The sequence below is a fragment of the Cupriavidus sp. 01L46 genome (assembly GCF_056399905.1).
Genome location: NZ_JBFTSF010000082.1, coordinates 1 through 23301 on the forward strand (window position 1 = coordinate 1; position 23301 = coordinate 23301).

Here is a 23301-nt window from a genome sequence, read left to right on the forward strand (position 1 = left end):
GTGGTGGTGACATCTTCCACTCTGGCACATTGCGATGCCGTTCGGTCYGGAGGCCCCCCCCTCTCATCAGACTCTTTTCTGCCTGACCCACACTACCGTCTCGCCACCTCGCGCTCCACTGCGGGGACGGGGCGCGTTCATACCATCTTCTCTTTACGAGTAAAGAGAAGTGACATCTCACACGTTCTAAAACGGCCAACCCCGTACAGCCGCGCCAGCAGCTAGAAGCGCTAAAACACCGCCCACCCACACTTGCCTGCGACAGCAGCTAGAAGCAGAAAAACCCCGCCCAAAAAAGCGTCCCCCGCGTCAGCGGGGCTAGTGACCGCAAATCAATCCCACCTGGCTAGTCCCAACAGACGATGTTCACATCCCGCTTCCGCTGAACAATGGCTTCACAAACCTGCCGCACCCAACCCGGCAGCAAATGAATTCCAAGAACAGCGAGGAGGCAGCATGATGGACATCCGAGCGCTCGGCTATATCGTGGTCGAGTCCACCGACACCGAACGCTGGCGCCACTACGGCGAGCAAGTGCTCGGCATGGCGTGCACCAACGCGCCCCATGGCGCGCTCTACCTCAAGATGGACGAGCGCGACTACCGCTACCTGATCGTGCCCGGCAAGCAGGACCGCTACCTGGCATCGGGCTGGGAGCTGGCCGGCGAGGCGGCCTTCAACCACGCGCTCGCCACGTTGCGGGCAGCCAACGTGGAGGTCACGTATGCCAGCGAGACCGAGCGCATCCAGCGGCGCGCGGGGGCCATGGCCTGGTTCGCCGATCCTTCCGGCAACCGGCACGAGATCTTCTGGGGCATGCGTTCGGATTTCCTGCGCTTTGTCTCACCCATCGGCGTGTCGCGCTTCGTCACCGATCCGCTGGGCGCGGGGCACTCGGTGCTGCCGGCTCCGGCCTTTGACGAAACCTATGCCTTCCTGCGCGACGTGATGGGTTTCGGCCTGTCGGATATCTTCCGTGCGCGCTTCACCACGGATCCGGCGGAGCCGGAGAAGCGCATCCACTTCCTGCATTGCGGCAACGGGCGGCACCACAGCCTGGCCATCTTCGAGGCGCCCGCGCCCAGCGGCTGCATCCATGTGATGGCCGAGGTGCAGGACATGACCGAGGTGGGCCGCGCGCTAGACCGCGCGCAGCAGCACGGCGTGGCGCTCTCAGCCACGCTGGGCCAGCACTGCAACGATCGCGTTGTTTCCTTCTACATGAAGACGCCCGGCGGCTTCGACCTCGAGTACGGCTATGGCGGGCTGGTGGTCGACTGGAGCCAGCACGCCGCCTACGAGGCCACCCGGGTCAGCCTGTGGGGCCACGATTTCAGCATCGGATATCGCTAGAACTATGCTCAAGACTCTGGACAAGACCATGACCGCGGCCGAAGTGGTCGGCCGCCTCGCCGATGGCATGACCATCGGCATCGGCGGCTGGGGCCCACGCCGCAAGCCGATGGCGCTGGTGCGGGAAATCCTGCGCTCACCGCTGAAGGATCTCACCGTGGTGGCCTACGGCGGCCCGGAAGTCGGCATGCTGTGCGCTGCCGGCAAGGTGCGCAAGGTGGTGTTCGGCTTCGTCTCGCTCGACGTGATCCCGCTGGAGCCGCATTTCCGCGCGGCCCGCGAGCGCGGGGAAATCGACGTATGGGAACTCGACGAGGGGATGTTGCAGCTCGGCCTGCGCGCCGCTGCCGCGCGCCTGCCGTTCCTGCCGACGCGCGCCGGGCTCGGGACCGACGTGCTGGCTTGCAACCCCCTCCTCAGGACCGTCCGCTCGCCCTACGCCGATGGCGAGGTGCTGCTGGCGATGCCGGCCATCCCGCTGGACGCCGCGCTGCTGCACGTCAACGAGAGCGATGTGCTGGRCAACACCCGTATCGACGGCCCTGATCCCTTCTTCGACGAATGGTTCGCGCGGGCGGCGGGCCAGTGCTATGTGAGCTGCGAGGTCCTGCACGACCGCCTGGAGGACGAAGACCTCGCGCGGGCGCGCAACAACCCCTTCGAGCGCGCGCTTGTGAGCGGCGTGGTGCACGCGCCGGGCGGCGCGCATCCCACTTCCTGCGGGCCTGCCTATGGCTTTGACCTGCCGCAGTTGAAGGCCTACTGCGCCAGCGCCGAGCAGGAGGCGGGCTTCGCCACCTACCGCAAGGACGTGATCGGCGCCACCGAAGCCGGCTACCTGGACAAGATCGGTGGCATGGGCCACGTGCTGGACCTGCCGTTGCCGGTCCTTTGAACCCGTCACAAGGAGAAGGAGCCATCGTGAGCGCCACTCAACAATTCACTCTCGCCGAACTGATGATCGCCGCCGCTGCCCGCGCCTGGCGCGACGACGGCGAGGTCATGGCCACCGGCATCGGCACCGGCCCGCGCATCGCGGCCGGGCTGGCCCGGTTGCTGCACAACCCTGGCCTGATGCTGACCGACGGCGAAGCCTACCTGGTGGAAGAGCCGGTGCCGCTGGGGCGCCGCGAGCCGGGCTTCAAGGTGCGCGCCAGCGGCTGGATGGGCTACGCGCGCGTATTCGACTGCCTGTGGGGCGGGCGCCGGCATGCGCTGGTGATGCCCACCCAGATCGACCGCTTCGGCCAGGCCAACATCTCCATGCTCGGCGGCACCCATGCGCAACCAAAGAAGCAGTTGCTCGGCGCACGCGGCTTTCCCGGCAACAGCATCCACCATGCCAACTCCTTCTTTGTGCCGGCGCACAGCCCGCGCGCCTTTGTCGCCGGCGAGGTCGATATGGTGTGCAGCGTGGGCTATAACCCGGCGCGCCAGATCGAAGGCATGCGCAGCTTTGTCGACCTGCGGGTGATCGTGACCGACCTGTGCGTGATGGACTTCACCGGTCCCGATCACGCCGTCCGCGTGCGCTCGCTGCATCCCGGCGTGAGCCTGGAGCAGKTGCGGGCGGCCACAGGCTTCGCACTGGCCAACGCTTCCGGCGAAATACTGCCGCAGACCGCGGCGCCCACCGCGGAGGAGTTGGCCGTCATCGTCCGGCTCGATCCGCACAACCTGCGCGCCACCATCGTGCGCGAAAACCCGGCCGTTCGCACCGCGTGAGGAACACCATGTCATCGCAAGCCACCGAATCCCTCGGGCTGGGCCCCAACGCCGAGGTGCTCTTTGAGGCGGCCGACGGCGTGGCCACCGTCACCATGAACCGGCCGCAGTACCACAACGCGCAGAACTCTAAGATGACCTACGCGTTGGACGAGGCGTTCCGGCGCGCGGCTGCCGACGATGCGGTCAAGGTCGTGATCCTGCGCGGCGCCGGCAAGCATTTCTCGGCCGGGCACGATATCGGCACGCCGGGGCGCGACATCGGCGAGTCATTCGACCGCGTTTCGCTTTGGCCCGACCATGTGGGCAAGCCGGGCGGCGAGATGCTTTACACCCGTGAGCAGGAGGTCTACCTCGGCATGTGCCGGCGCTGGCGCGACCTGCCCAAGCCGACCATCGCCATGGTGCACGGTGCCTGCATTGCCGGCGGCCTGATGCTGGCCTGGGTGTGCGACCTGATCGTGGCGTCGGACGACGCCTTCTTCGCCGATCCGGTGGTGCGCATGGGCATTCCGGGTGTGGAGTATTTCGCTCACGCCTACGAGCTAAATCCGCGCATCGCCAAGGAATTTCTCTTCATGGGCGAGCGCATGGATGCCCAGCGCGCTTACCAGATGGGCATGGTCAATCGCGTGGTCCCGCGCGAGGCGCTGGATGCCACCGTGCAGGGCATGGCAGCCAAGATCGCGCAGATGCCGCGGCTGGGCTTGAGCCTCACCAAGCAGGCCATCAATTACGTTGAAGAACTGCAGGGCAAGCGCGCGGCCATGGATGCCGCCTTTGCCTGGCACCACTTCGCCCACGCGCACAACGAACTGGTCAGCGGCGACAAGCTGGGCGGCTTCGACGCACGCGCCATGGCGGCATCGCAACGCACCGGCGAGGAGAAGGCGGCATGAGCGGCGCGCCCTTGCATACCGTGCTGTGCGACTTGCTGGGTTGCCGCTACCCGATCGTGCAGACCGCGATGGGCTGGGTGGCCGATGCCCGCCTGGTGGCCGCCACCAGCAGTGCCGGGGCCTTCGGCTTCCTGGCCGGCGCCACCATCGAGCCGGGCGAAGTCGAGCAAGAGATCCTGCGGGTGAAGGCGCTCACCGGCCAGCCCTTCGGCATCAACTTCCATATGTTCCAGCCCAACGCCGACGAAGTGGTCGAGATGGCCATCCGCCACCGGCTGCGCGCGGTCAGCTACGGGCGCGGGCCGGATGCGGCGATGATCGGCCGGCTCAAGGCCGCTGGCGTGGTGTGCATGCCGACCGTGGGCGCGGCCAAGCACGCCGCCAAGGCCGTGGAGCTGGGCGCCGACGTGGTGACCGTCCAGGGCGGCGAGGGCGGCGGGCATACGGGTGGCACGCCCACCACGCTGCTGCTGCCGCAAGTGCTGGACAAGGTGGCGGTGCCGGTGGTGGCTGCGGGCGGCTTTTTCGACGGCCGTGGGCTGGCGGCGGCGCTGGCCTACGGCGCGGCGGGCATCGCCATGGGCACGCGCTTCCTGATGTCCAGCGAGTCGCCGGTGCCGGCGCAGACGCTGGCGCGCTACGTGGCCGTCCGGGACGCGGCGCAGATCCGCGTTTCGCTTGCCATCGACGGCTTGCCGCAGCGGATGATCGACAACCGCCTGCTGCTGGCGCTGGAGCAGGCCGGACCGCTGCGCCGCACGCTGATGGCGCTGGCCACCGCCCGCCAGTGGCGCCGGCACAGCGGCATGGGGCTCGCGCAGATGCTGGCGGTTGGCTGGCGAGCGCTGCGCCAGCATGACTACACCACGGCGCAAACGCTGATGGCGGCCAACGCGCCAGTGCTGATCCAGCGCGCCATGGTAGAGGGCCATCCCGACGAAGGCGTGCTGCCGAGCGGACAGGCCGCGGCGGCCATTGGCGCCATTGAATCCTGCGAGCAGATCGTTGCCCGCATCGCCGCGCAGGCCCAGGCGCGCCTGGCCGCCCTGGCGGGGCAGGCGCCGGAAGGCAATCTGGCCGAGCCGGCCAGCGCAAGGCCGGACCACCGCACCCCCATCCAAGCCATCCATTGAAGGCAGACGTTCATGACAACGACGAAATCAAGCGAGCCTGTAGCGCAGGACGGTACCCAGCCCTTCCACATCGAGGTGCGGGACGGCGTGGCGGAACTGGCCATCGCCCATCCGCCGGTAAACGCGCTGGACAGCGCGGGCTGGCATGCGCTGGCGGCGGCCATCGAGCGGCTCGGCAGGGATGACGCCGTGCGCGTGATCGTGCTGCGCGGCGAGGGGCGCGGCTTCTGCGCAGGGGTCGACATCAAGGAGCTGGCGGCCCACCCGCAGCGCATCGTGGAGGTCAATGCCGGCAACTATGCCACCTTCCGCGCGGTCCACTGCAATCCAAAGCCTGTTATCGCGGCGGTGCATGGCTTCGTGCTCGGCGGCGGCATCGGTATCTGTGGGGCGGCCGACATCCTGATTGCCGCCGAGTGCGCGCGCTTCGGCGTGCCGGAGATCGACCGTGGCGCCATGGGTGGCGGTGCTCACCTGCAGCGCATGTTTGGCGTGCAGAAAGTGCGGGCGATGTATTTCACCGGCGACATGATCGACGCCGCCGAAGCCTACCGCCTGGGCGCGGTGGAGCGGGTGGTGCCGCGCACGGCGTTGCGCGATACCGCACTGGAGATGGCGCGGCGGATCGCGCAGAAGAGCCCGGCCATGGTGCGCCTGGCCAAGGAGGCGCTCAACGGCGTGGAGGATGGCAACCTCGAGGACAAGTACCGCTGGGAGCAGGGCTTCACGCTGCAAGCCTATATGAGCGCGGATTCCGACGAGGCGCGTGCCGCCTTCGTGGAAGGGCGCGAGGCGCGCTTCGCGGCGCAGGCTCCCACCGTCAACGCCTGAGGTTGCCAGATGCATCTCGAATACACCGAACGCCAGCAGGCCCTCCGCGCCGAGATCCGTGCCTGGCTGGCCGAGCGCGCGCCGCGCGCACCGCTGGCCAGCTTCGACACCGCCGAAGGCTTCGCGCAGCATCGCGACTGGGAGCGCACCCTGTACGAGGGGCGCTGGAGCATGGTCACCTGGCCCAAGGAACTGGGCGGACGCGGCTGCGACCTGATCGAATGGCTGATCTTCGAGGAGGAGTACTGGCGGGCTGGCGCGCCGATGCGCGTCAACCAGAACGGCATCTTCCTGCTCGGGCCGACCTTGATGGAGTTCGGCACGCCGGAGCAGAAGGCGCGTTTCCTGCCGCGCATGGCCGCCGGCGAGCACGTATGGGCGCAGGGCTGGTCGGAGCCGAACGCGGGCTCCGACATGGCCGCGATCCGCTGCACCGCCATCCGGCAGGGCGACGAGTACGTGCTCAACGGGCAGAAGATCTGGTCGACTCGCGCGGTCTGGGCCGACTGGCTGTTCGGCCTGTTCCGCACTGATCCCGGCTCGTCGCGCCACCACGGCCTGACCTTCCTGCTGATGCCGCTGGATACGCCGGGCATCACGGTGCGGCCCATCCGCCAGCTCAATGGCCTGACCGGCTTTGCCGAGATCTTTTTCGACGATGTGCGGGTGCCGGCGGAGAACCGCTTGGCGGCGGAGGGCGCGGGCTGGCACGTGGCGATGGCGACGGCCGGTTTCGAGCGCGGCCTGATGCTGCGCTCGCCGGCGCGCTTCCAGGAGACCGCGCGGGCGCTGGTGCAACTCTATCTCGAGAATCGGGAGCAGGCCGACCGCGATCCTTCATTGCGCGAAGCGGTCACGCGCGCCTGGATGGATGCCGAAGCCTATGCGCTATCCACCTACGCCACCGCCAGCAGGCTGGTCAAGGGCGGACAGATCGGCGCGGAGTCCAGCACCAACAAGGTGTTCTGGTCCGAGCTGGATATCCGCATGCACGAAACCGMGCTGGCGATCCTCGGCCAGCGGGGCGAGCTGGTGCCCGCGCAAGACGCGGTGCAAGGCACGCTCGGTGCCTGGCTGGACGGCTTCCTGTTCGCGCAGGCCGGACCGATCTACGCGGGCACCAATGAGATCCAGCGCAACATCGTCGCCGAACGCATGCTGGGGATGCCGCGCGCCTGAGCGCGCGGCGGCAGACCGTCCGGCATCGTCCCCGACCCAACCGTGAACCACGATGGAATTCGCATTTAACGAAGAGCAGCAACAGTTCGTCGATTCGATCAGGCGCTTCCTGATGATCGAAATGACGCCGGAACTGGCGCGGGAACAATGGAGCAGCGCAAGCGGCCGCTCCGATGCGCTTTGGCAGCGGCTGGCCGGGCAGGGCCTGACGGCCGTGCTGGTGCCGGAGGCTTGCGGCGGCCTGGGCCTGTCGGAAACCGAATGGGCGCCGCTGGCGCAGGAGTGCGGCTACTTCGCCCTCGCCGAGCCGTTGCTGGACACCGCGCTGGTGGCGGCCGGCATGCTGTCGGACTGCCACGCCGCCACGCAGGACGCAAGCATCCGCGAACGCTGCGAAAGCTGGCTGCGCCGCATCGCGGACGGCAGCGCGYGCGTGGCGGTGGCGCATCCGGGACAAGCCATGGTGGCCGACGCCCATGTCGCCGACGCCATCCTCTGCGAGCACAGCGGCGCGCTGCACCTGGTGCTGCCGGCGCAGGCGACACTCGCCGCGCACACGAGCCTTGATCCTTCACGCCGGCTCTTCGCGCTCAGCTGGGCGCCGGACGACGGCAGCCTGCTGTTGCCCGCGACGGCCGCGAAGCCCGTGTGGGAAGCCGCGTTCAACCGCGGGGCGCTCGGCGTCGCCGCGCAGATGCTCGGCCTGACGCAGCGCATGCTGGATATCGCCATCGACTACAGCATCCAGCGCAAGCAGTTCGGCAAGGCCATCGGCGCCAACCAGGCGCTCAAGCACCTGCTGGCGGATGTCGCCATCCAGCACGAATTCGCCAAGCCGGTGGTGTACCGCGCGGCCTGCACGCTGGCGCAAGGCCATGGCACCGCAGGGCTGCATACGTCGCACGCGCTGCTGGCCGCCACGCGCGCAGCGCTGCTCGCGGCACGCCACACCATGCAGGTGCACGGCGCCATGGGCTACACCTGGGAGCTGGACCTGCAGATCTTCATGAAGCGCGCCTGGGCCTTGGCCGATAGCTGGGGCGACCGGGCCTTCCACAAGGCGCGCGTGGACGCGCACATCCTCGGGGGGGCCGTGCCGATCGGCGCCGGTGCCACCTTTGCCACCTTTGCCACCACAGCCAACTTGGCATCAACACTTTGACAGGCGGAATGACCATGAGAGACGCATATATCGTCGACGCGCTGCGCACCCCGACCGGACGCCGCAAGGGTGGCCTGGCGCATATGCACGGGGCCGACCTTGGCGGCTTCGTGCTGGCCGAGCTGGTGGGCCGCAACGCCATCCCGGCCGCGGAGTACGACGACGTGGTGTTCGGCTGCGTCGACACCATCGGGCCGCTGGCCGGCAATATCGCCCGCAGCGCCTGGCTGGCCGCCGGGTTGCCGCTTACGGTGCCCGGCGTGACCGTGGATCGCCAGTGCGGGTCGTCGCAACAGGCCGTGCACTTCGCCGCGCAGGCGGTGATGAGCGGCAACCAGGACGTGGTCGTCGCCGGCGGCGTGCAGACCATGACGCAGATCCCGATCTCGTCGGCCATGCTGGCCGGGCAGGCGCTTGGCTTTTCCGATCCGTTCTCCGGCAGCAGGGGCTGGCAGGCCCGCTTCGGTGATCAGCCGGTGTCGCAGTTCCACGCCGCGCAGCGGATTGCCGAGCACTGGAAGCTGTCGCGCGAGGCGATGGAAGTCTATGCGCTGCAAAGCCACCAGCGCGCTGCCATGGCCATCGAGAGCGGCCGCTTCCAGCGCGAGATCGTGTCTTGCGAAGGTGTAGTCCACGACGAAACGCCACGGCCCGATACCACGCTCGCCAAGATGGCATCGCTCGAACCGCTGATGCCCGGTAGTGCACTGACCGCCGCCGTGTCCAGCCAGACCGCGGACGCGGCGGCGGCATTGCTGGTGGTCTCCGAAGACGCGCTCAAGCGCTACGGGCTGACGCCGCGCGCGCGTATCGCCCATATGAGCGTGATGGGCGACGACCCGCTGTGGATGCTGACTGCGCCCATTCCCGCCACGAAACGCGCGCTTGCGCGCAGCGGCCTGCGCTGGGAAGACATCGACGTGGTGGAGATCAATGAGGCGTTCGCCTCGGTGGCGATGGCCTGGCTGGCCGAGACCGGCTACCCGGCCGAGCGCACCAACCCTAACGGCGGCGCCATCGCGCTGGGGCATCCGCTGGGCGCTACCGGCGCGCGGCTGATGACCACGCTGCTGCACGAACTGGAGCGCACGGGCGGCCGCTACGGCCTGCAGACCATGTGCGAGGGCGGCGGCCTGGCCAACGTCACCATCATCGAGCGCCTGTGAGCCGGGTTCCCGGGGCATTGGCGCAAGTAACGGATAAGGGGAGTAGCGACATGGGAATCTGCGACGGACGGACCGTCATCATCACCGGCGCTGGCGGCGGCCTGGGGCGCGCCTACGCGCTGGCCTTCGCCGCCGAAGGCGCCAGCGTGGTGGTCAACGATATTCGCCGCGAGGCGGCCGAGGCGGTATGCGTGCAGATCCGCGCGCAAGGTGGGCAGGCGCTCGCCAGCGACGACGACATCACGCAACTGGCCACGGCCCAGCGCATCGTCGATGCCGCGCTGGCGGCCTTCGGCGAGGTGCACGTGCTGGTCAACAACGCCGGCATCTGCCGCGACCGCATGTTCGTCAGCCTGAGCGAGGCGGACTGGGACGATGTGATGCGCGTGCACCTGCGCGGCCACTTCTGCCTGGCCAACCTGCTGGCCCGGCGCTGGCGCGACGCGGCCAAGGCCGGGCGGCCGGTCGATGCGCGCATCGTCAACACCAGCTCCGGCGCGGGGCTGCAAGGCTCGGTGGGCCAGTCCAACTACGCCGCCGCCAAGGCCGGCATTGCCGCGCTGACCCTGGTGCAGGCCGCGGAACTGGAGCGCTATGACATCACCGCCAATGCGCTCGCGCCGGCGGCCCGCACCGGCATGACCGAAGGCGTATTTGCGGAGATGATGAAAGCGCCGGCCGAAGGCTTCGACTACTACGACCCGGCCAATATCGCGCCGCTGGTGGTCTGGCTCGGCAGCCCGGCCTCGCGCCATGTCACCGGCCGCGTGTTCGAGGCGGCGGGCGGCATGGTGGCGGTGGCGGACGGCTGGCGAACCGGCGTGAGCGCCGACAAGGGCGCGCGCTGGCAAGCGGCCGAGCTGGGGGGCGCGATCGACGCGCTGCTCGCCCGCGCCGAGCCCGCGCAACGCGTCTACGGCGCCTGAGGCGAGGACGGACGATGCGCTTCACGCTCTCCCTGGAACAACAAATGATCCGCGACACCGCGCGCGATTTCCTGGCCGTGCGCAGCGATTCGGCGGCGGTCCGGCGGGTGGTGGATGCGGTTGCGGGCGCGGCGCGGGACGGCCATGACACCGCCCTCTGGCGGGAAATGGCCGGCGAGCTGGGCTGGTGCGGCATCGCCTTGCCGGAGGCGGCCGGTGGCGCCGGGCTGGGCGCCGTCGAGCTGGCGCTGCTGATGGAGCAGATGGGCCAGCGGCTGGCCTGCGTGCCGTACTGGTCGGCCATCTGCCTGGCGGCCCCGGCGCTGGCGGGCAGCCTTGCGCCAGAGGCCGCCGCGCCGTGGCTGGCGCGGCTGGCGCAGGGCGAGGCACGGGCCGCGCTCGCCTTGCCTGCCTGGATGGCGCCCGGCGCGCAAGGCGTGCTCGATGCCGATGCGCTGACCGTCACTGCCGCCTCGGCTGGGGACGGCTTCGTGCTGGACGGGCAGGTTGCGCAGGTGTTCGACGCCGTCGGCGCGGACTGGCTGCTGGTGCCCGCGCGCCTGTCCGGCGACGCGGCAGGGCAGCCGGCGCTGTTCTTGCTGCAAACGGCAGCGCTGGCAGGCCAGCCAGGCTTCGGGCTGCGCCAGCTGGACGTGCTGGACCGTACCCGCCCGCTGGCCGATCTCGTCTTCGACGGGCTGCGCGTGGAGGCYAAGGCTTGCCTGGCGCAAGGCGCCGGGGTAGCGGTGGGCGTGGGCGCCGCCATGTGGCACGGCAGCCTGATGCTCGCCGCCGAGCAGCTCGGCGGCGCCCAGCAATGCCTTGACCTCACCGTGGCCTATGCCGCCGAGCGCATCCAGTTTGGCCGGACGATCGCTTCCTTCCAGGCCGTCAAGCACCGCTGCGCGCAGATGATGGTGGCGGTGGAGGCGGCGCGCTCCGCGGTGCACGGCGCCGCGCGCGCCTGGCAGGCAGCCGCGGCAGGCGGCAGGATCGACGCAGCCAGGCTCGATGTTGCCGCGGCGCGCGTTGCCGCCGGCGACGCCTTCGGCTTCTGTGCCCAGGAGGCCATCCAGTTGCACGGCGGCGTGGGTTTTACCTGGGAGTACGACCCCCAGCTCTATTTCAAGCGCGCGCAAGCCGCCGGCAGCTGGCTGGGGGGCGCTGCCGCCGCGCTCGCCCGGATCGCCGACGGCCTGTTGGCCGCATGAGCCATATCAGCAGCGCAAGGATAAGCATGGATTCGATGGAAAACCAAAATGCCTTCGCCGGGGAAGCGCAACTTCGCGCGGAGGTGGCGGACTGGATGTCCGCCAACCTGCGCGGCGAATTCGACTGCCTGAGGCATCGCGGCGGGCCCGGCGACGAAGAGGCACATCCCGGGCTGCGCAAAGCCTGGGAGCGCCGCCTGGCCGAAGGCGGCTGGACCTGCGTGGGCTGGCCGCAGGCGCACGGCGGGCGCGGCTTGCCGGTGATGTCGCAGGTGATCTTCCAGGAGGAGTACGCGCGTGCCGGCGGCCCCGGCCGCATGGGCCATATTGGCGAAGGGCTGATCGGTCCCACGCTGATCGCCTTCGGCAGCGAGGCGCAGAAGGCCCGCTTCCTGCCAGGCATCCGCAACGGCACCGAGTTCTGGTGCCAGGGCTACTCGGAGCCGGGCGCTGGCTCGGATCTCGCCAATGTGCGCACCCGCGCCGAGCGCGATCCGGTCACCGGGGACTGGCGCGTGAGCGGGCAGAAGGTGTGGACCTCGCTGGCCCACGAGTCGGACTGGATCTTCGTGCTGGCGCGCTGCGATCCGGCGTCGCGCGGCAACAAGGGCCTGGTCTTCCTGCTGATGCCGCTGGCGCAGCCGGGTGTGGAGATCCGCCCGATCCGCCAGATGGGTGGCGGCGTGGAGTTCAACGAGGTGTTCTTCGATGGCGCGCGCGCCGCCGCCGGCGATGTGCTGGGCGCGCCGGGCGACGGCTGGCGCATCGCCATGGCGCTGCTGGGCTTCGAGCGCGGCATCTCCACCCTGGGCCAGCAAATGCAGTTCACCCACGAGCTGGGCTGGATCACCGAGGCCGCGCGCGCGAACGGCGCCTGGCAGGACGCGCCGCTGCGCCAGCGCATGGCGCGCGCCTGGGCCGGCCTGCGGGTGATGCGCTACAACGCGCTGCGCATGCTGGAAGGCGGCGAGGGCGGTGCCGGCGATGCCAGCGCGGCGCTGCAGCGCGAGACCCTGATCTACAAGTACTACTGGTCGAACTGGCATCGCGACCTGGGCCAGCTCGCGCTCGACGTGCTCGGCCCCGACGCCAACCGGATCGACGAAGCGGACGTGCGCCGCACGCGCCTGCAGCAAATGGCGCTGTTCTCGCGCGCCGACACCATCTACGCCGGTACCAACGAAATCCAGCTCAACATCATCGCCGAGCGCGGGCTGTGCATGCCCCGCGAGGCCAGAGGACAGTCATGACTGAAATGGCAGACAAGCAACCGGCCGCGGCCGGCACCCCGCTCCCCCCGCCGGCCTATGTGGCGGGCCACCAGCTGCTGGCCGGCAAGAGCGTGCTGATCACCGCCGCCGCCGGCGCGGGCATCGGTTTTGCCGCCGCCCGCCGCTGCGCGGAGGAGGGCTGCCGCGCGCTGATGATCTCCGACATCCACGAGAAGCGGCTCAGCGAGGCAGTGGCAACCCTGCGCGCCGAGACCGGCTTGCAGGCGATCCATGGCCAGCTTTGCGACGTCTCCGACCAGGCCCAGGTGCGGTCCCTGGTGGCGGTGGCCGAGGAGGCCCTGGGCGGCACCGATGTGCTGATCAACAACGCCGGGCTGGGCGGGTCGCGCCGCATAGTCGAGATGGACGATGCCGAATGGTCGCGGGTGCTCGACATTACGCTTACCGGCACCTTCCGCATGACGCGGGCCATGCTGCCGCATATGCAGGCGCGCCGGCGCGGGGTCATCGTCAACAACGCTTCGGTGCTGGGCTGGCGGGCGCAGAAGGAGCAGGCCCACTATGCCGCAGCCAAGGCTGGCGTGATGGCGCTGACACGCTGCAGCGCGGTGGAGGCTGCGGAGTTTGGCGTGCGCATCAATGCGGTGGCGCCGAGTATCGCCTTGCACGATTTCCTGCGGAAATCAGCGCCGGCGGACCTGCTGCGGGACCTGGCCTCGCGCGAGGCGTTCGGGCGGGCGGCCGAGGTGTGGGAGGTGGCGAATGTGATGGTGTTCCTGGCTAGCGACTATGCGTCGTATATGACGGGCGAAGTGTTGCCTGTCAGCAGTCAGCGGGCGTAGCGGCGGTTGGGGAGAAAACCAGAGGCATTAGCCGAAGCCGGCAGGATGCGCCAAAGCCGTCTGGCATGACGACGGCTGTCGCTCCCTCTCCCCTCATGGGGAGAGGGTTGGGGAGAGGGGAGCAAACCGGCGATGGAGATCGGCGACTGGCACGGGAGATAACCAGTGGCCGGTGCGGAGCAGGAACCCCGCAACAGGCAAGAAGCGAGGCAAGGAGAGCCATGACACGAATATTCAATTCCGCCGAGGCGCTGATGAGCGCCGTCGGCGAGCACCTGGGCCACAGCGCCTGGACCGTCATCACGCAGGAGCGCATCGACGGCTTCGCCGAGGCCACGGGCGACCACCAATGGCTGCATGTGGATCCCGAGCGCGCTGCGCAAGGCCCCTTTGGCGCCTGCATTGCGCACGGCTATCTCACCCTGTCGCTGGTCAACCAGTTCCTGCCGGAGATCCTGACGGTCGAAAACCTGCGCTGGGGTGTCAACTACGGCTGCGACAAGGTGCGCTTCCCGGCGCCGGTGCGGGTCGGCAAGCGCCTGCGCGGCGTGGGCGAGCTGGTGCGTGCGCAGGCGCTGCCCGGCGGTGTGCAGTCGGTGGTGCGCGTCAGCGTGGAAATCGAGGGCGAGGATAAGCCCGCTTGCGTGGCCGACACCATCAGCCGCTATTGCTTTTGATCCTTCCAAGGAAAGCAGCATGAGAGAAGCAGTCATTGTCGCCGTGGCGCGTACGCCCATCGGTAAGGCATTCCGCGGCGCCTTCAACGATACCGAGGCGCCGGCGCTGGGCGGGCACGTGGTGCGCGCCGTGGTCGAGCGGGCGGGGATCGACCCGGCCGAGGTCGACGATGTACTGATCGGCGCCGCAGCGCAGCAGGGCACGCAGGGCTACAACCTGGGCCGGTTGTGCGCGGTGGCGGCGGGCCTGCCAGACAGCGTGCCGGGCATGACCATGGACCGCATGTGTTCGTCGGGGCTGATGACCATCGCCACGGCCGCGAAAAGCATCATCTGCGGCGAGGCCGACATCGTGGTGGCCGGCGGCGCCGAGTCGATCTCGCTGACGCAGAACAAGCACAAGAACGCCTATCGCGCGCAATCCGAGGCGGTGCTGGCCCGGCAGCCGGACGCCTATATGGCAATGATCGAGACCGCCGAAGTGGTGGCGCAACGCTATGGCATTGCCCGGGCGGCGCAGGATGACTACGCGCTGCGCAGCCAGCAGCGCACCGYGGAGGCGCAGCGGCAGGGCTTGTTCGACGACGAGATCGTGCCACTGGAGACGCGCCGCGCGCTGTTCGACAAGACGGGCGCACTCGCCGGGCACGAAACCGTGCGCCTCGCGCAGGACGAATGCAATCGGCCCGATACCAGCGCCGACAGCCTGGCCGCGCTCAAGCCGGTATGGAGCGGCGGGCGCGCGGTGCCGCAAGGGCTCCACATCACCGCGGGCAATGCCTCGCAACTGTCGGACGGTGCCGCCGCCGTGCTGCTGATGAGCCGCGAGCAGGCCGAGCGCCGCGGCTTGCGCCCGCTGGGCCGCTATCGCGGCATGGCCGTGGCCGGCTGCGCGGCGGACGAGATGGGCATCGGCCCGGTGTTCGCCGTGCCCAGGCTGCTGGCGCGCCACGGTCTGACGGTCAAGGACGTTGGCCTGTGGGAACTGAATGAAGCCTTTGCCTGCCAGGTGCTGTACTGCCGGGACATGCTGGGCATTCCGGACGCGCGCCTGAACGTCAATGGCGGCGCCATCGCGATCGGCCATCCCTTCGGCATGTCAGGCGCGCGCATGACCGCGCACGCCTTGCTCGAAGCGCGCCGGCGCGGCGCCGCGCATGCGGTGGTGACAATGTGCATCGGCGGCGGCATGGGCGCTGCCGCGCTGTTCGACGTGCTGTAGCGGCCATTGCCGGTGGCAGTGCGAACGGCCAGCACAAGGCCGGCCATGCCCCCCGGCACGGAGGAGACGACAATGAAAAAAGTGATTGGCATCGCCATGTCGCTGACGGTATTGGCTGCCGCGGCATGGTCCTTCTCGCCGCGGCCCTTGCCTGCCTTCGCCGCCACCGTGCTGCGGGCGGATCGGCTGCAGCTCAATGGCATCGCCCGGTCCGGCAACCGCCTGGTGGCGGTCGGCGAGCGCGGCACGATATTGCTCAGCGACGACGAAGGGGCGCACTGGCGGCTCGCCAGCGTGATGCCGGAGCACGGCGCCGCGCTCACGCAGCTTGTCTTTGCCGGCGGCAAGGACGACAAGGTCGGCGTGGCGGTCGGCCACAGCGGCTGGATCCTGCGCACCACCGACGGCGGTGAGCATTGGCAACAGGTGGCCTTCGATGCGGCGCAGTCGGACCCCCTGTTGGGGGTCTGGGGCCAGGCGACCGGCCCGTGGTTCGCCATCGGCAGCTTCGGGCGCTTCCTGGTGTCKCACGACCAGGGCGGGCACTGGCAGTCCGCAGCCACGCCGCTGATGCAGGACAAGCACCTGAACGGCATTGCCGGTGATCATCAGGGCCGCCTGATGCTGGTAGGCGAGAGCGGCCTGGTGCTGCGCTCCGCCGATGGCGGCAGCACCTGGGAAGCGGTCAAGATGCCCTACGAGGGCTCGCTCTATGGCGTGCTGCCGCTGCGCGACGGCGCCTGGCTGGTCTATGGCATGCGCGGCAACGTGCTGCGCAGCGCCGACTTCGGCGCGAGCTGGGAGGCTGCCGAGGTGGGGCTCAAGACCTCGTTCTTCGGTGGCGTGCAACTGGCCGACGGCCGCATCGCGGTGGCCGGCCAGGGCGGCATGCTGGCCGTCTCGGCGGACGGCGGGCGCCATTTCAAGCCGGTGGCGGGCGGCAGCGCGCAGACGCTGGCTGCGCTCATTCCTGCCACAAGGGGGAATGCCCTGACGCTGGCCGGCAACGCGGGGATTGCCCGCTTCAACCTGGCCCCGCATGCCGCGCCCTGATCTTCCTCCTGCCGCAGCTCTCAGCACCTCACCGCATTGCATAGAAGCGAGAACGCCATGACCCGCCCCGAACTCCCCGGCCCCCGGGCCACCACCTCCCGCCTGAGCCGCTTCGTCGCGCATTGCGCGGACCTGTTGATCCGGCGCCGCCGCCTGTTGCTGGTGCTGTGCTTGGCGATGACCGTGGCGATGGGCATGTCCGCCACGCGCTTGCGGCTCGATCCGGGATTCAACAAGATGATCCCGCTGCAGCATCCCTATATGCAGGTGTTCACCAAGTATGCCGGCACGTTCTCCGGGGCCAATACCGTGCTGATCAGCTTGCGCTGGAAGGGCGAAGGCGATATCTACAACCCGGCCTTCATGGACAAGCTGCGTCGTGCTACCGACGATGTGTTCTTCATTCCAGGCGTGCGCCGCTCACATGTGTTCTCGCTGTTTACCCCGAATGTGCGCTACACCGAGGTGACCGAGGTGGGATTCCGGGGGGATGTGGTGGTACCGGGCCGATACTCCGGTACCCCGGAGCAGCTCGACCAGGTACGCCGCAACGCGGCTCGCTCAGGCCAGATCGGCCGGCTGGTAAGCAATGACCTGAAGTCCGCGCTGATCCGCGCCGATCTGAGCGATGTGGATCCCGTTACGGGCAAGGCGCTCGACTATGGCAAGGTGGCACGCCAGTTGGAGCAAATCCGCACCGGCCTGGGCGGCACGGATGTGGAAGTGAGCATTATCGGCTTCGCCAAGCTTGTCGGCGATGTGGAAGACGGCATTGCCGGGGTCATGGTGTTCTTCGCGCTGGCCTTTGCGGTGACGGCGCTGATGCTGTTCTTCTACACGCGTTCGCTGAGCATTACCGTGCTGGCGCTGGTGGTGGCGCTGCTGCCGGTGGGCTGGCTGCTCGGCTTGCTGCCGCTGCTGGGCTACGGCATCGACCCAATGTCCATTCTGGTGCCGTTCCTGATCTTTTCCATCGGCGTCTCGCATGCGGTGCAGATGACCAATGCCTGGAAACAGGAAGTTGTGTTGGGCAATGACCCGGTCGAGAGCGCGCGCGCGGCCTTTTGCAAGCTGTTCATCCCCGGCACGGTGGCCTTGCTGACCAATGCACTGGGTTTCATGGTCATCATGCGCATCGAGATCGAGATCGTGCGTGAGCTGGGCATTACCGCATGCCTCGGCGTATTGCTGATGATCGTCACCAACAAGGTGTTCCTGCCGCTGCTGCTGTCATACACGCGCCTGGAGCCGCGCGTGGTGGCGGCCGCCAGGGCGCGTGCCGGGCGGCATGGCACTTTCTGGAACCGGTTCGGCCGCTTTGCCCGCCCGGGGCCGGCACTGGTGGTGTTCGGCGTGTCGCTGGCGCTGTTGGCGTTCGGTGCGGTGCAGTCACGGGGACTAAGGGTCGGCGATATCGGCAACGGTGCCCCGGAACTGCGCGCCGACTCGCGCTATAACCGCGATAACGCGCAGATCGTCGGCCAGTACAACATCGGCGTGGACGTGCTCACGGTGGTGGTGGAACCCAAAGGCTTTGACGACGCCTGCCTGCACTATCCGGTGATGAGCGCGGTGGAGCGCTTCGAGATGAACCTGCGCGGTGTGGCGGATGTGCAATCGGTGGTGAGCGTGCCGTCGCTTGCCAAGGTGATGATCGGCGCCTTCAACGAAGGCAATCCGCGCTGGGAGGCGCTGCCGCGCAATAGCGATGGCCTGACCCAGGGCGCCAAAGCCTTCGATCCGGAGAATGGCATGAACACCGCGAACTGCCAGGCCATCCAGGTGCTGATCTACACAGCCAATCACGAAGGCGCCACCATTGCCCATATCGTCAAGGAGATTCAGCACCTTATTGCCGCGGACAAGACGCCGAACGTGGCGTTCCGCCTCGCCGGCGGCAATATCGGCGTGATGGCAGCCACCAACGAAGCGGTGGACGAAGCCGAGGTAACCATGCTGCTGGCGATCTTTGGCGCCATCACGCTGCTGTGCCTGCTGACCTTCCGTTCCTGGCGGGCCGTGCTGTGCATCATCGTGCCGCTGACGCTGGTGTCCGTCCTTTGCAGCGCGCTGATGTCGCGGCTTGGGATCGGCCTGAAGGTCTCGACGCTGCCGGTGATCACGTTGGGCGTAGGGGTTGGCGTGGACTACGGCATCTATCTCTATGAGCGCATGCAGCACCAGCTGCGCCATGAGGGGCAGAGCCTGCCGCAGGCGTTCGCCGAGGCCATGCGCCAGCGTGGCAACGCCGCCTTGTTCACCGCCATGACGATGTGCATCGGGGTGGGTACGTGGGCCTTCGCGGCGCTCAAGTTCCAGGCGGACATGGGCATCCTGCTGGCCTTCATGTTTATGGTCAACCTGTTCGGCRCCGTCTTCCTGTTGCCGGCGCTGGCGAGCTGGCTGAGCGTGGAAGAGGAGGAACGCCGGCTGGCCGGCAACAAAGCCCGCGGCGCGGACGCCCGCGTGGGCAACATGGTCGGTGGCGAAGGGCGACCGCTCAAGTCGGACGTGGCCTGAACCGCCGCGTCGGCCAGATCCATCATCCCCCAGGGACTTTGCAAAAAATCGAACGCGCCGGACGCATTACAATGCATAGCGCATTCCTCGCGATTCGACATAGCGTCCCGCGGATGGCCGGGCCGGGCCGTGGGACAGTCATCAAACGATAGTAGCCGGCTGCCCTGCCGCATGAGGCAGGGCGTGGCATGCCAGGCGCGACATAGAATCGCGCAGGAAGGAGAATAAGATGTCGCAGCAGCCCCCCACTGATGGATCGCCGTTCTCAACGCTCCGGATCGGCCCCCTTGCGTTGCGCAACCGCCTGATCAAGGCAGGTGCGAACGAGGGCATGACACCGCAAGGATTGCCGACACAGGCGCTGGTCAAGCATCACCGGGATATCGCTGCCGGTGGTATCGGCATGACGGTGGTCGCGTATGCCGCCGTCGCGCAGGAGGGGCTGACCTTCTCGCATCAGCTCGTCCTGACCCGCGAGGCCATACCGCATCTGCGGGTGCTGACCGACGCAGTGCATCAAGAGGGCGCTGCGGCTTGCCTGCAGATTACGCATGCCGGCTCGTTTACGATGATGCGGCATGGCGGGAGCCGTGCGCCGCTGACCGCATCGGCTGGCCCGAATGCCTTCGGCATGATGTATGGCGTGTATTTCCAGCGCGCCATGCGCGAGAGCGATATGTTCCGGGTTGCCACGCAGTTCGCCGATGCTGCGCGCCTTGCGCGGGAGGCGGGTTTCGACGCTGTCGAGATCCACATGGGGCACGGCTATTTGCTCAATCAGTTCCTGTCTCCGCTCAGCAACCGGCGGCGCGACCGTTTTGGCGGTGACGTGGAAAACCGCACGCGCTTCCCGGCGATGGTGCTGCGCCACGTCAAGGACGCCGTCGGGGCGGAACTGGMGGTGTGCTGCAAATTGAGTGTGGTTGACGGTGTGCCCGGCGGCAACGTGGCGGCGGATTCCGCCATCACGGCGCGCATCCTGGAAAGGGAGGGGGCTGACCTGCTGACGCTGAGTGGCGGACGTAATGTCGAAAGCCCGTGGGTCCTGTTTGGCAGTGCGATGCCGACGGCGCAGATGAAAGCCACGGCGCCGCACGCGCTGGCCAGGTTCGGCATCTCGATTCTGGAGAAGCGTACCCCGCGCGAGCTGAAGTTCCGTGAACTGTATTTCCTCGAGGCCTCCCGGGTGATCCGCCAGGCGGTGCGGATGCCGCTGGCCTATATCGGCGGCGTGAAGTCGCTGGACAATGTGCGGCAACTGTTGGGCGAGGGCTTCGACTGCGTTGCCCTGGCGCGGGCGCTGATCCATGATCCGGCCCTGGCCGATCACTGGCGAACCGGCGCAGTGACACGTTCGGCATGCGACAGCTGTAATGCTTGCGTTGCAAAGATCTATGATCCGGCCGGGGTTTCCTGCATTTACGGGCCACCGGCCGATCCCAGGCTGACCACGATACTGGCGGCCGGGTAGTCTGATTGAGATTTGCGTGACTTCCGACCACCGATGCCGGGCCGATTTCGCCCGGCTTCCTGACGCCACGCCCGGACCGACGCGCTGTCAGCCGGTAGTTGATTTCCTGGCAAGCCAGTCCTGTTGGGTCACGATCGTGCGGAAGCCAAGATGCGACATGGCGCTAAACGGGTCTGATCCTCTCCTTGCGCTGACCCGGTAGCTGGTGCAATACGTCTCGCTGCACAAAAAGGAGCCACCCCGTATGACGCGCTTGGGGGCGTCGACGGGAGCCCCTGCATCGTCAGGGTCATAGGAGTCGACGGGGCCTTGGGGATCGGACACCTGTCCTTGACGGGCCTCGATGGCGAACGCGTCGGAGCGATACCAGTCAGCCGTCCATTGCCAGACATTGCCGGCCATATCGTAGATGCCATAGCCGTTCGGCGCGAAGTTGCCAACCGGCAATGTGCCAACCTGGATCTTTTCATTGCGGCTGACAACCGGAAATTGACGCGCCCGGTCATCCCACGTATTGGCCATCTTCTTGCCATTGGGAGTGAGTTCGTCTCCCCAGGCATAGTCCGCTTGCTCGAGGCCGCCGCGTGCGGCGAACTCCCACTGCACTTCGGTCGGCAGGCGCTTTCCAGCCCAACGGGCGTAGTTCAGCGCATCAACGTATGACACCTGCACCACAGGATGATTTTCCTTATCGGCCAGCGTGCTTTGGGGGCCGAGCGGATGCTGCCAATCAGCCCCAGGCACATACCTCCACCAGCGCGACCAATCGCCCAGTTCAACGGGTTCGCTCGTGCCGACAAATACCATGCTGCCGGGGACAAGCGTCCCGGGATCTGGCGCTGGCGTGCCGGCCGGCAGTTGCGGGCGTATGTCCTCCCACCTTGGTTTCCGCTCAGCTGTTGTGACGTACCGGGTGGCTTCAGTGAAGCGCCTGAAATCGGCGTTTGTCACATCGAAACGGTCCATCCAGAACCCGCTGACCTGAACGCGGTGAGCCGGTCCTTCGCTGGGCAGTGCCTGCTTGGATGAACTGCCCATCAAGAACGCCCCCCCTGGGACCCAGACCATGCCTTTGGGGCCTGTCACCCCATCGCCTATCACGGGTCCCTTGAACTGGCTTGTCTTGGAAGAATCCCTGAAGTATTTCGCGCTCAGCAGCCCTGCCGCGCCGGCAACTCCAGTTGCCAGTAATCCCGAGATAAGCGCTCGGCGTTTCATGGTATTTCCTAATTTTCGTCGCAGCGTCCCGCAATCTGTTTGCGGCGTACGATGCATTCACGGTGTTGATTCCCGRCCTGGCTCGGCGATGTCGTCCACCTTAAACGGTAGAGGATGAGCCGCCGACTATCCGATGGTGGTGATAATACAGCTGCTTGGCATCGTCTTCCCGGACTACTGCGGCATCTATGTGTGCCATCTCAGGACCCCGCTTTGATCGGCCACGGCCACTGCGCGCGTCCTTCGCTGTCTAGTCTGAAGAGACGATGAAGCACGGCCCTGGGCTATGTATTGTGGAACGAGCCMAATCAAAAGGAGGAGACATGCCTGCACCAGGCTACAAAATTGAATCCCGACCGCTGGAATCGCGGTATGCGCGTGGCTGGCATTGCCTCGGGCCGGCCGCGGATTACCGGGACGGGAAGCCGCACACGCTGAACATTTTCGGCCAACGCCTTGCGGCTTTCGCCGACTCCGTCGGCACCATTCGCATCATTGACAGCTATTGCCCGCATATGGGCGCGGACCTTAGTACAGGTACCGTGCATGGCGACCAGTTGGTGTGCCCCTTCCATGGTTGGCAGTGGGGCGGTGATGGCGTCTGCAAGTCGATTCCTTACTGCAAGCGAGTGCCTCCGAAGGCGCGCATTGGCAGCTRGGATACTTGTGAGCAGAACAATCTGCTCTTCATCTGGCACGATCCCCAGGGCAAAGCACCCCCACCTGAGGTGGCGATCCCACGCATCGAGGCATGCTTCTCGGAGCAATGGTCGGCATGGTCGATCGACAAGATGGTGATTCAGACGAATTGCCGGGAATTGGTCGATAATATTTCCGATATGGCTCACTTCGACACCGTGCACGGGGCGCCGATCGACTACTTCGCCAATCTGTTCGAGGGCCACAAGGCCACGCAGGTGCTGGTCGGCCGCAGCGCCCGACTCTCCGCTGGAGATTGCCTGACTGCGCTATCCACCTACTTCGGTCCGGCGTACCACATTACGGAAATGCGTGGCCAGATGGAGGGTCAGCCGATCCATTCGATTCTGCTCAACTGCCATGTGCCCATCGACATGCACAGCTTCGAACTGCGCTATGGTGTCTTGGTAAAGAAGGTCCCCGGCCTTTCCGACGCGCAGAATGAGGCGATTGCGCAAGCCTACGTGGAACAGGCGCGCAATGCCTTCTACGAGGATGTGGCAATCTGGGATTCCAAGATCCGCACCGACAATCCGCTTTTATGCGAGGGCGATGGGCCCATCTACCAGATGCGGGACTGGTATAGCCAGTTCTATGTAGACGCCGAGGAGGTACGGCCAGCCAGTGTCGGGCGCAAGGTGATCGAGATGAATATAGCGGGAGTTGATGCGCCAAAACTGCATCATGTATTTGAAGAGTAGGCAGAAGGGGGGGCGCTACCGTCTCCGGCCCGGAGGCGGTAGCGGATTTCCGGATGCCGGGCGTTGCATCAAGGCATATGG

At 67.3% G+C, this 23301-nt stretch carries 20 protein-coding genes; 19 read left to right on the forward strand and 1 reads right to left on the reverse strand.

Translation table 11 applies throughout. The features are described 5' to 3' along the window. Nucleotides 1–456: 456 nt before the first annotated feature. From AC1DS3_RS16780 to AC1DS3_RS16865, 18 genes are all read left to right on the forward strand, one after another. Entirely contained in the window at nucleotides 457–1353 is an 897-nt protein-coding gene (locus tag AC1DS3_RS16780) for a VOC family protein (RefSeq protein ID WP_441638595.1), read from the forward strand. 4 nt (nucleotides 1354–1357) lie between these two features. Next, nucleotides 1358–2248 carry a CoA transferase subunit A gene (locus AC1DS3_RS16785; protein ID WP_477127559.1) on the forward strand — a complete coding sequence of 297 codons (891 nt, stop codon included), beginning with the start codon at nucleotides 1358–1360 and terminating at the stop codon, nucleotides 2246–2248. Nucleotides 2249–2274: 26 nt separating this feature from the next. Next, a complete protein-coding gene (locus tag AC1DS3_RS16790) occupies nucleotides 2275–3078 on the forward strand; it encodes a CoA-transferase subunit beta (RefSeq protein ID WP_477127560.1) in 804 nt (267 codons plus the stop codon). A gap of 8 nt (nucleotides 3079–3086) precedes the next feature. After that, nucleotides 3087–3977, forward strand: a complete 891-nt coding sequence (locus AC1DS3_RS16795; protein WP_441638601.1) for an enoyl-CoA hydratase — start codon at nucleotides 3087–3089, stop codon at nucleotides 3975–3977. Then, nucleotides 3974–5110 (forward strand): nitronate monooxygenase, encoded by a 1137-nt coding sequence (locus AC1DS3_RS16800; RefSeq protein ID WP_441638603.1) that lies wholly within the window; start codon nucleotides 3974–3976, stop codon nucleotides 5108–5110. Before AC1DS3_RS16795 ends, AC1DS3_RS16800 begins: the two co-directional genes overlap by 4 nt. A gap of 12 nt (nucleotides 5111–5122) precedes the next feature. Next, nucleotides 5123–5941, forward strand: coding sequence for an enoyl-CoA hydratase family protein (locus tag AC1DS3_RS16805; protein WP_441638605.1), 819 nt, complete (start codon nucleotides 5123–5125; stop codon nucleotides 5939–5941). Between the two features lie 9 nt (nucleotides 5942–5950). Next, nucleotides 5951–7120, forward strand: a complete 1170-nt coding sequence (locus tag AC1DS3_RS16810; protein ID WP_477127561.1) for an acyl-CoA dehydrogenase family protein — start codon at nucleotides 5951–5953, stop codon at nucleotides 7118–7120. Between the two features lie 52 nt (nucleotides 7121–7172). Continuing rightward, nucleotides 7173–8282 carry an acyl-CoA dehydrogenase family protein gene (locus AC1DS3_RS16815; protein ID WP_477127562.1) on the forward strand — a complete coding sequence of 370 codons (1110 nt, stop codon included), beginning with the start codon at nucleotides 7173–7175 and terminating at the stop codon, nucleotides 8280–8282. 14 nt (nucleotides 8283–8296) lie between these two features. Further along, on the forward strand, nucleotides 8297–9448 hold the full coding sequence (locus AC1DS3_RS16820) for an acetyl-CoA C-acetyltransferase (protein WP_441638611.1): 1152 nt from the start codon (nucleotides 8297–8299) through the stop codon (nucleotides 9446–9448). Between the two features lie 50 nt (nucleotides 9449–9498). Further along, nucleotides 9499–10374 (forward strand): SDR family oxidoreductase, encoded by an 876-nt coding sequence (locus AC1DS3_RS16825; protein WP_441638613.1) that lies wholly within the window; start codon nucleotides 9499–9501, stop codon nucleotides 10372–10374. A gap of 14 nt (nucleotides 10375–10388) precedes the next feature. Next, nucleotides 10389–11585 carry an acyl-CoA dehydrogenase family protein gene (locus AC1DS3_RS16830; protein ID WP_441638615.1) on the forward strand — a complete coding sequence of 399 codons (1197 nt, stop codon included), beginning with the start codon at nucleotides 10389–10391 and terminating at the stop codon, nucleotides 11583–11585. A gap of 35 nt (nucleotides 11586–11620) precedes the next feature. Then, a complete protein-coding gene (locus tag AC1DS3_RS16835) occupies nucleotides 11621–12835 on the forward strand; it encodes an acyl-CoA dehydrogenase family protein (RefSeq protein ID WP_441638618.1) in 1215 nt (404 codons plus the stop codon). A 5-nt stretch (nucleotides 12836–12840) separates the two neighbouring features. Continuing rightward, nucleotides 12841–13659: an SDR family oxidoreductase gene (locus AC1DS3_RS16840; protein WP_441638742.1), complete on the forward strand. Its 819-nt coding sequence runs from the start codon at nucleotides 12841–12843 to the stop codon at nucleotides 13657–13659. A 221-nt stretch (nucleotides 13660–13880) separates the two neighbouring features. Further along, on the forward strand, nucleotides 13881–14336 hold the full coding sequence (locus tag AC1DS3_RS16845) for a MaoC family dehydratase (protein WP_441638620.1): 456 nt from the start codon (nucleotides 13881–13883) through the stop codon (nucleotides 14334–14336). 19 nt (nucleotides 14337–14355) lie between these two features. Then, entirely contained in the window at nucleotides 14356–15558 is a 1203-nt protein-coding gene (locus AC1DS3_RS16850) for an acetyl-CoA C-acyltransferase (RefSeq protein ID WP_477127563.1), read from the forward strand. A gap of 72 nt (nucleotides 15559–15630) precedes the next feature. Next, entirely contained in the window at nucleotides 15631–16611 is a 981-nt protein-coding gene (locus AC1DS3_RS16855; protein ID WP_441638624.1) for a WD40/YVTN/BNR-like repeat-containing protein, read from the forward strand. A gap of 57 nt (nucleotides 16612–16668) precedes the next feature. Then, entirely contained in the window at nucleotides 16669–19131 is a 2463-nt protein-coding gene (locus AC1DS3_RS16860; RefSeq protein WP_477127564.1) for an efflux RND transporter permease subunit, read from the forward strand. Nucleotides 19132–19360: 229 nt separating this feature from the next. Beyond that, nucleotides 19361–20602: an NADH:flavin oxidoreductase gene (locus AC1DS3_RS16865; RefSeq protein WP_477127565.1), complete on the forward strand. Its 1242-nt coding sequence runs from the start codon at nucleotides 19361–19363 to the stop codon at nucleotides 20600–20602. Nucleotides 20603–20689: 87 nt separating this feature from the next. Here AC1DS3_RS16865 and AC1DS3_RS16870 read toward each other — a convergent pair whose 3' ends face one another. Next, entirely contained in the window at nucleotides 20690–21820 is a 1131-nt protein-coding gene (locus tag AC1DS3_RS16870; protein ID WP_441638630.1) for a formylglycine-generating enzyme family protein, read from the reverse strand. A 323-nt stretch (nucleotides 21821–22143) separates the two neighbouring features. On the opposite strand from AC1DS3_RS16870, the gene AC1DS3_RS16875 reads away from it, so the two are divergent. Then, on the forward strand, nucleotides 22144–23220 hold the full coding sequence (locus tag AC1DS3_RS16875; protein WP_477127566.1) for a 3-ketosteroid-9-alpha-monooxygenase, oxygenase component: 1077 nt from the start codon (nucleotides 22144–22146) through the stop codon (nucleotides 23218–23220). The last annotated feature ends 81 nt before the right edge of the window (nucleotides 23221–23301 follow it).

Coding starts and splice junctions, on each gene's coding strand:
- AC1DS3_RS16780 (WP_441638595.1), top strand. CDS start 457: ATGATGGACATCCGAGCGCTCGGCTATATCGTGGTCGAGTCCACCGAC.
- AC1DS3_RS16795 (WP_441638601.1), top strand. CDS start 3,087: ATGTCATCGCAAGCCACCGAATCCCTCGGGCTGGGCCCCAACGCCGAG.
- AC1DS3_RS16800 (WP_441638603.1), top strand. CDS start 3,974: ATGAGCGGCGCGCCCTTGCATACCGTGCTGTGCGACTTGCTGGGTTGC.
- AC1DS3_RS16805 (WP_441638605.1), top strand. CDS start 5,123: ATGACAACGACGAAATCAAGCGAGCCTGTAGCGCAGGACGGTACCCAG.
- AC1DS3_RS16820 (WP_441638611.1), top strand. CDS start 8,297: ATGAGAGACGCATATATCGTCGACGCGCTGCGCACCCCGACCGGACGC.
- AC1DS3_RS16825 (WP_441638613.1), top strand. CDS start 9,499: ATGGGAATCTGCGACGGACGGACCGTCATCATCACCGGCGCTGGCGGC.
- AC1DS3_RS16835 (WP_441638618.1), top strand. CDS start 11,621: ATGGAAAACCAAAATGCCTTCGCCGGGGAAGCGCAACTTCGCGCGGAG.
- AC1DS3_RS16840 (WP_441638742.1), top strand. CDS start 12,841: ATGGCAGACAAGCAACCGGCCGCGGCCGGCACCCCGCTCCCCCCGCCG.
- AC1DS3_RS16845 (WP_441638620.1), top strand. CDS start 13,881: ATGACACGAATATTCAATTCCGCCGAGGCGCTGATGAGCGCCGTCGGC.
- AC1DS3_RS16870 (WP_441638630.1), bottom strand. CDS start 21,820: ATGAAACGCCGAGCGCTTATCTCGGGATTACTGGCAACTGGAGTTGCC.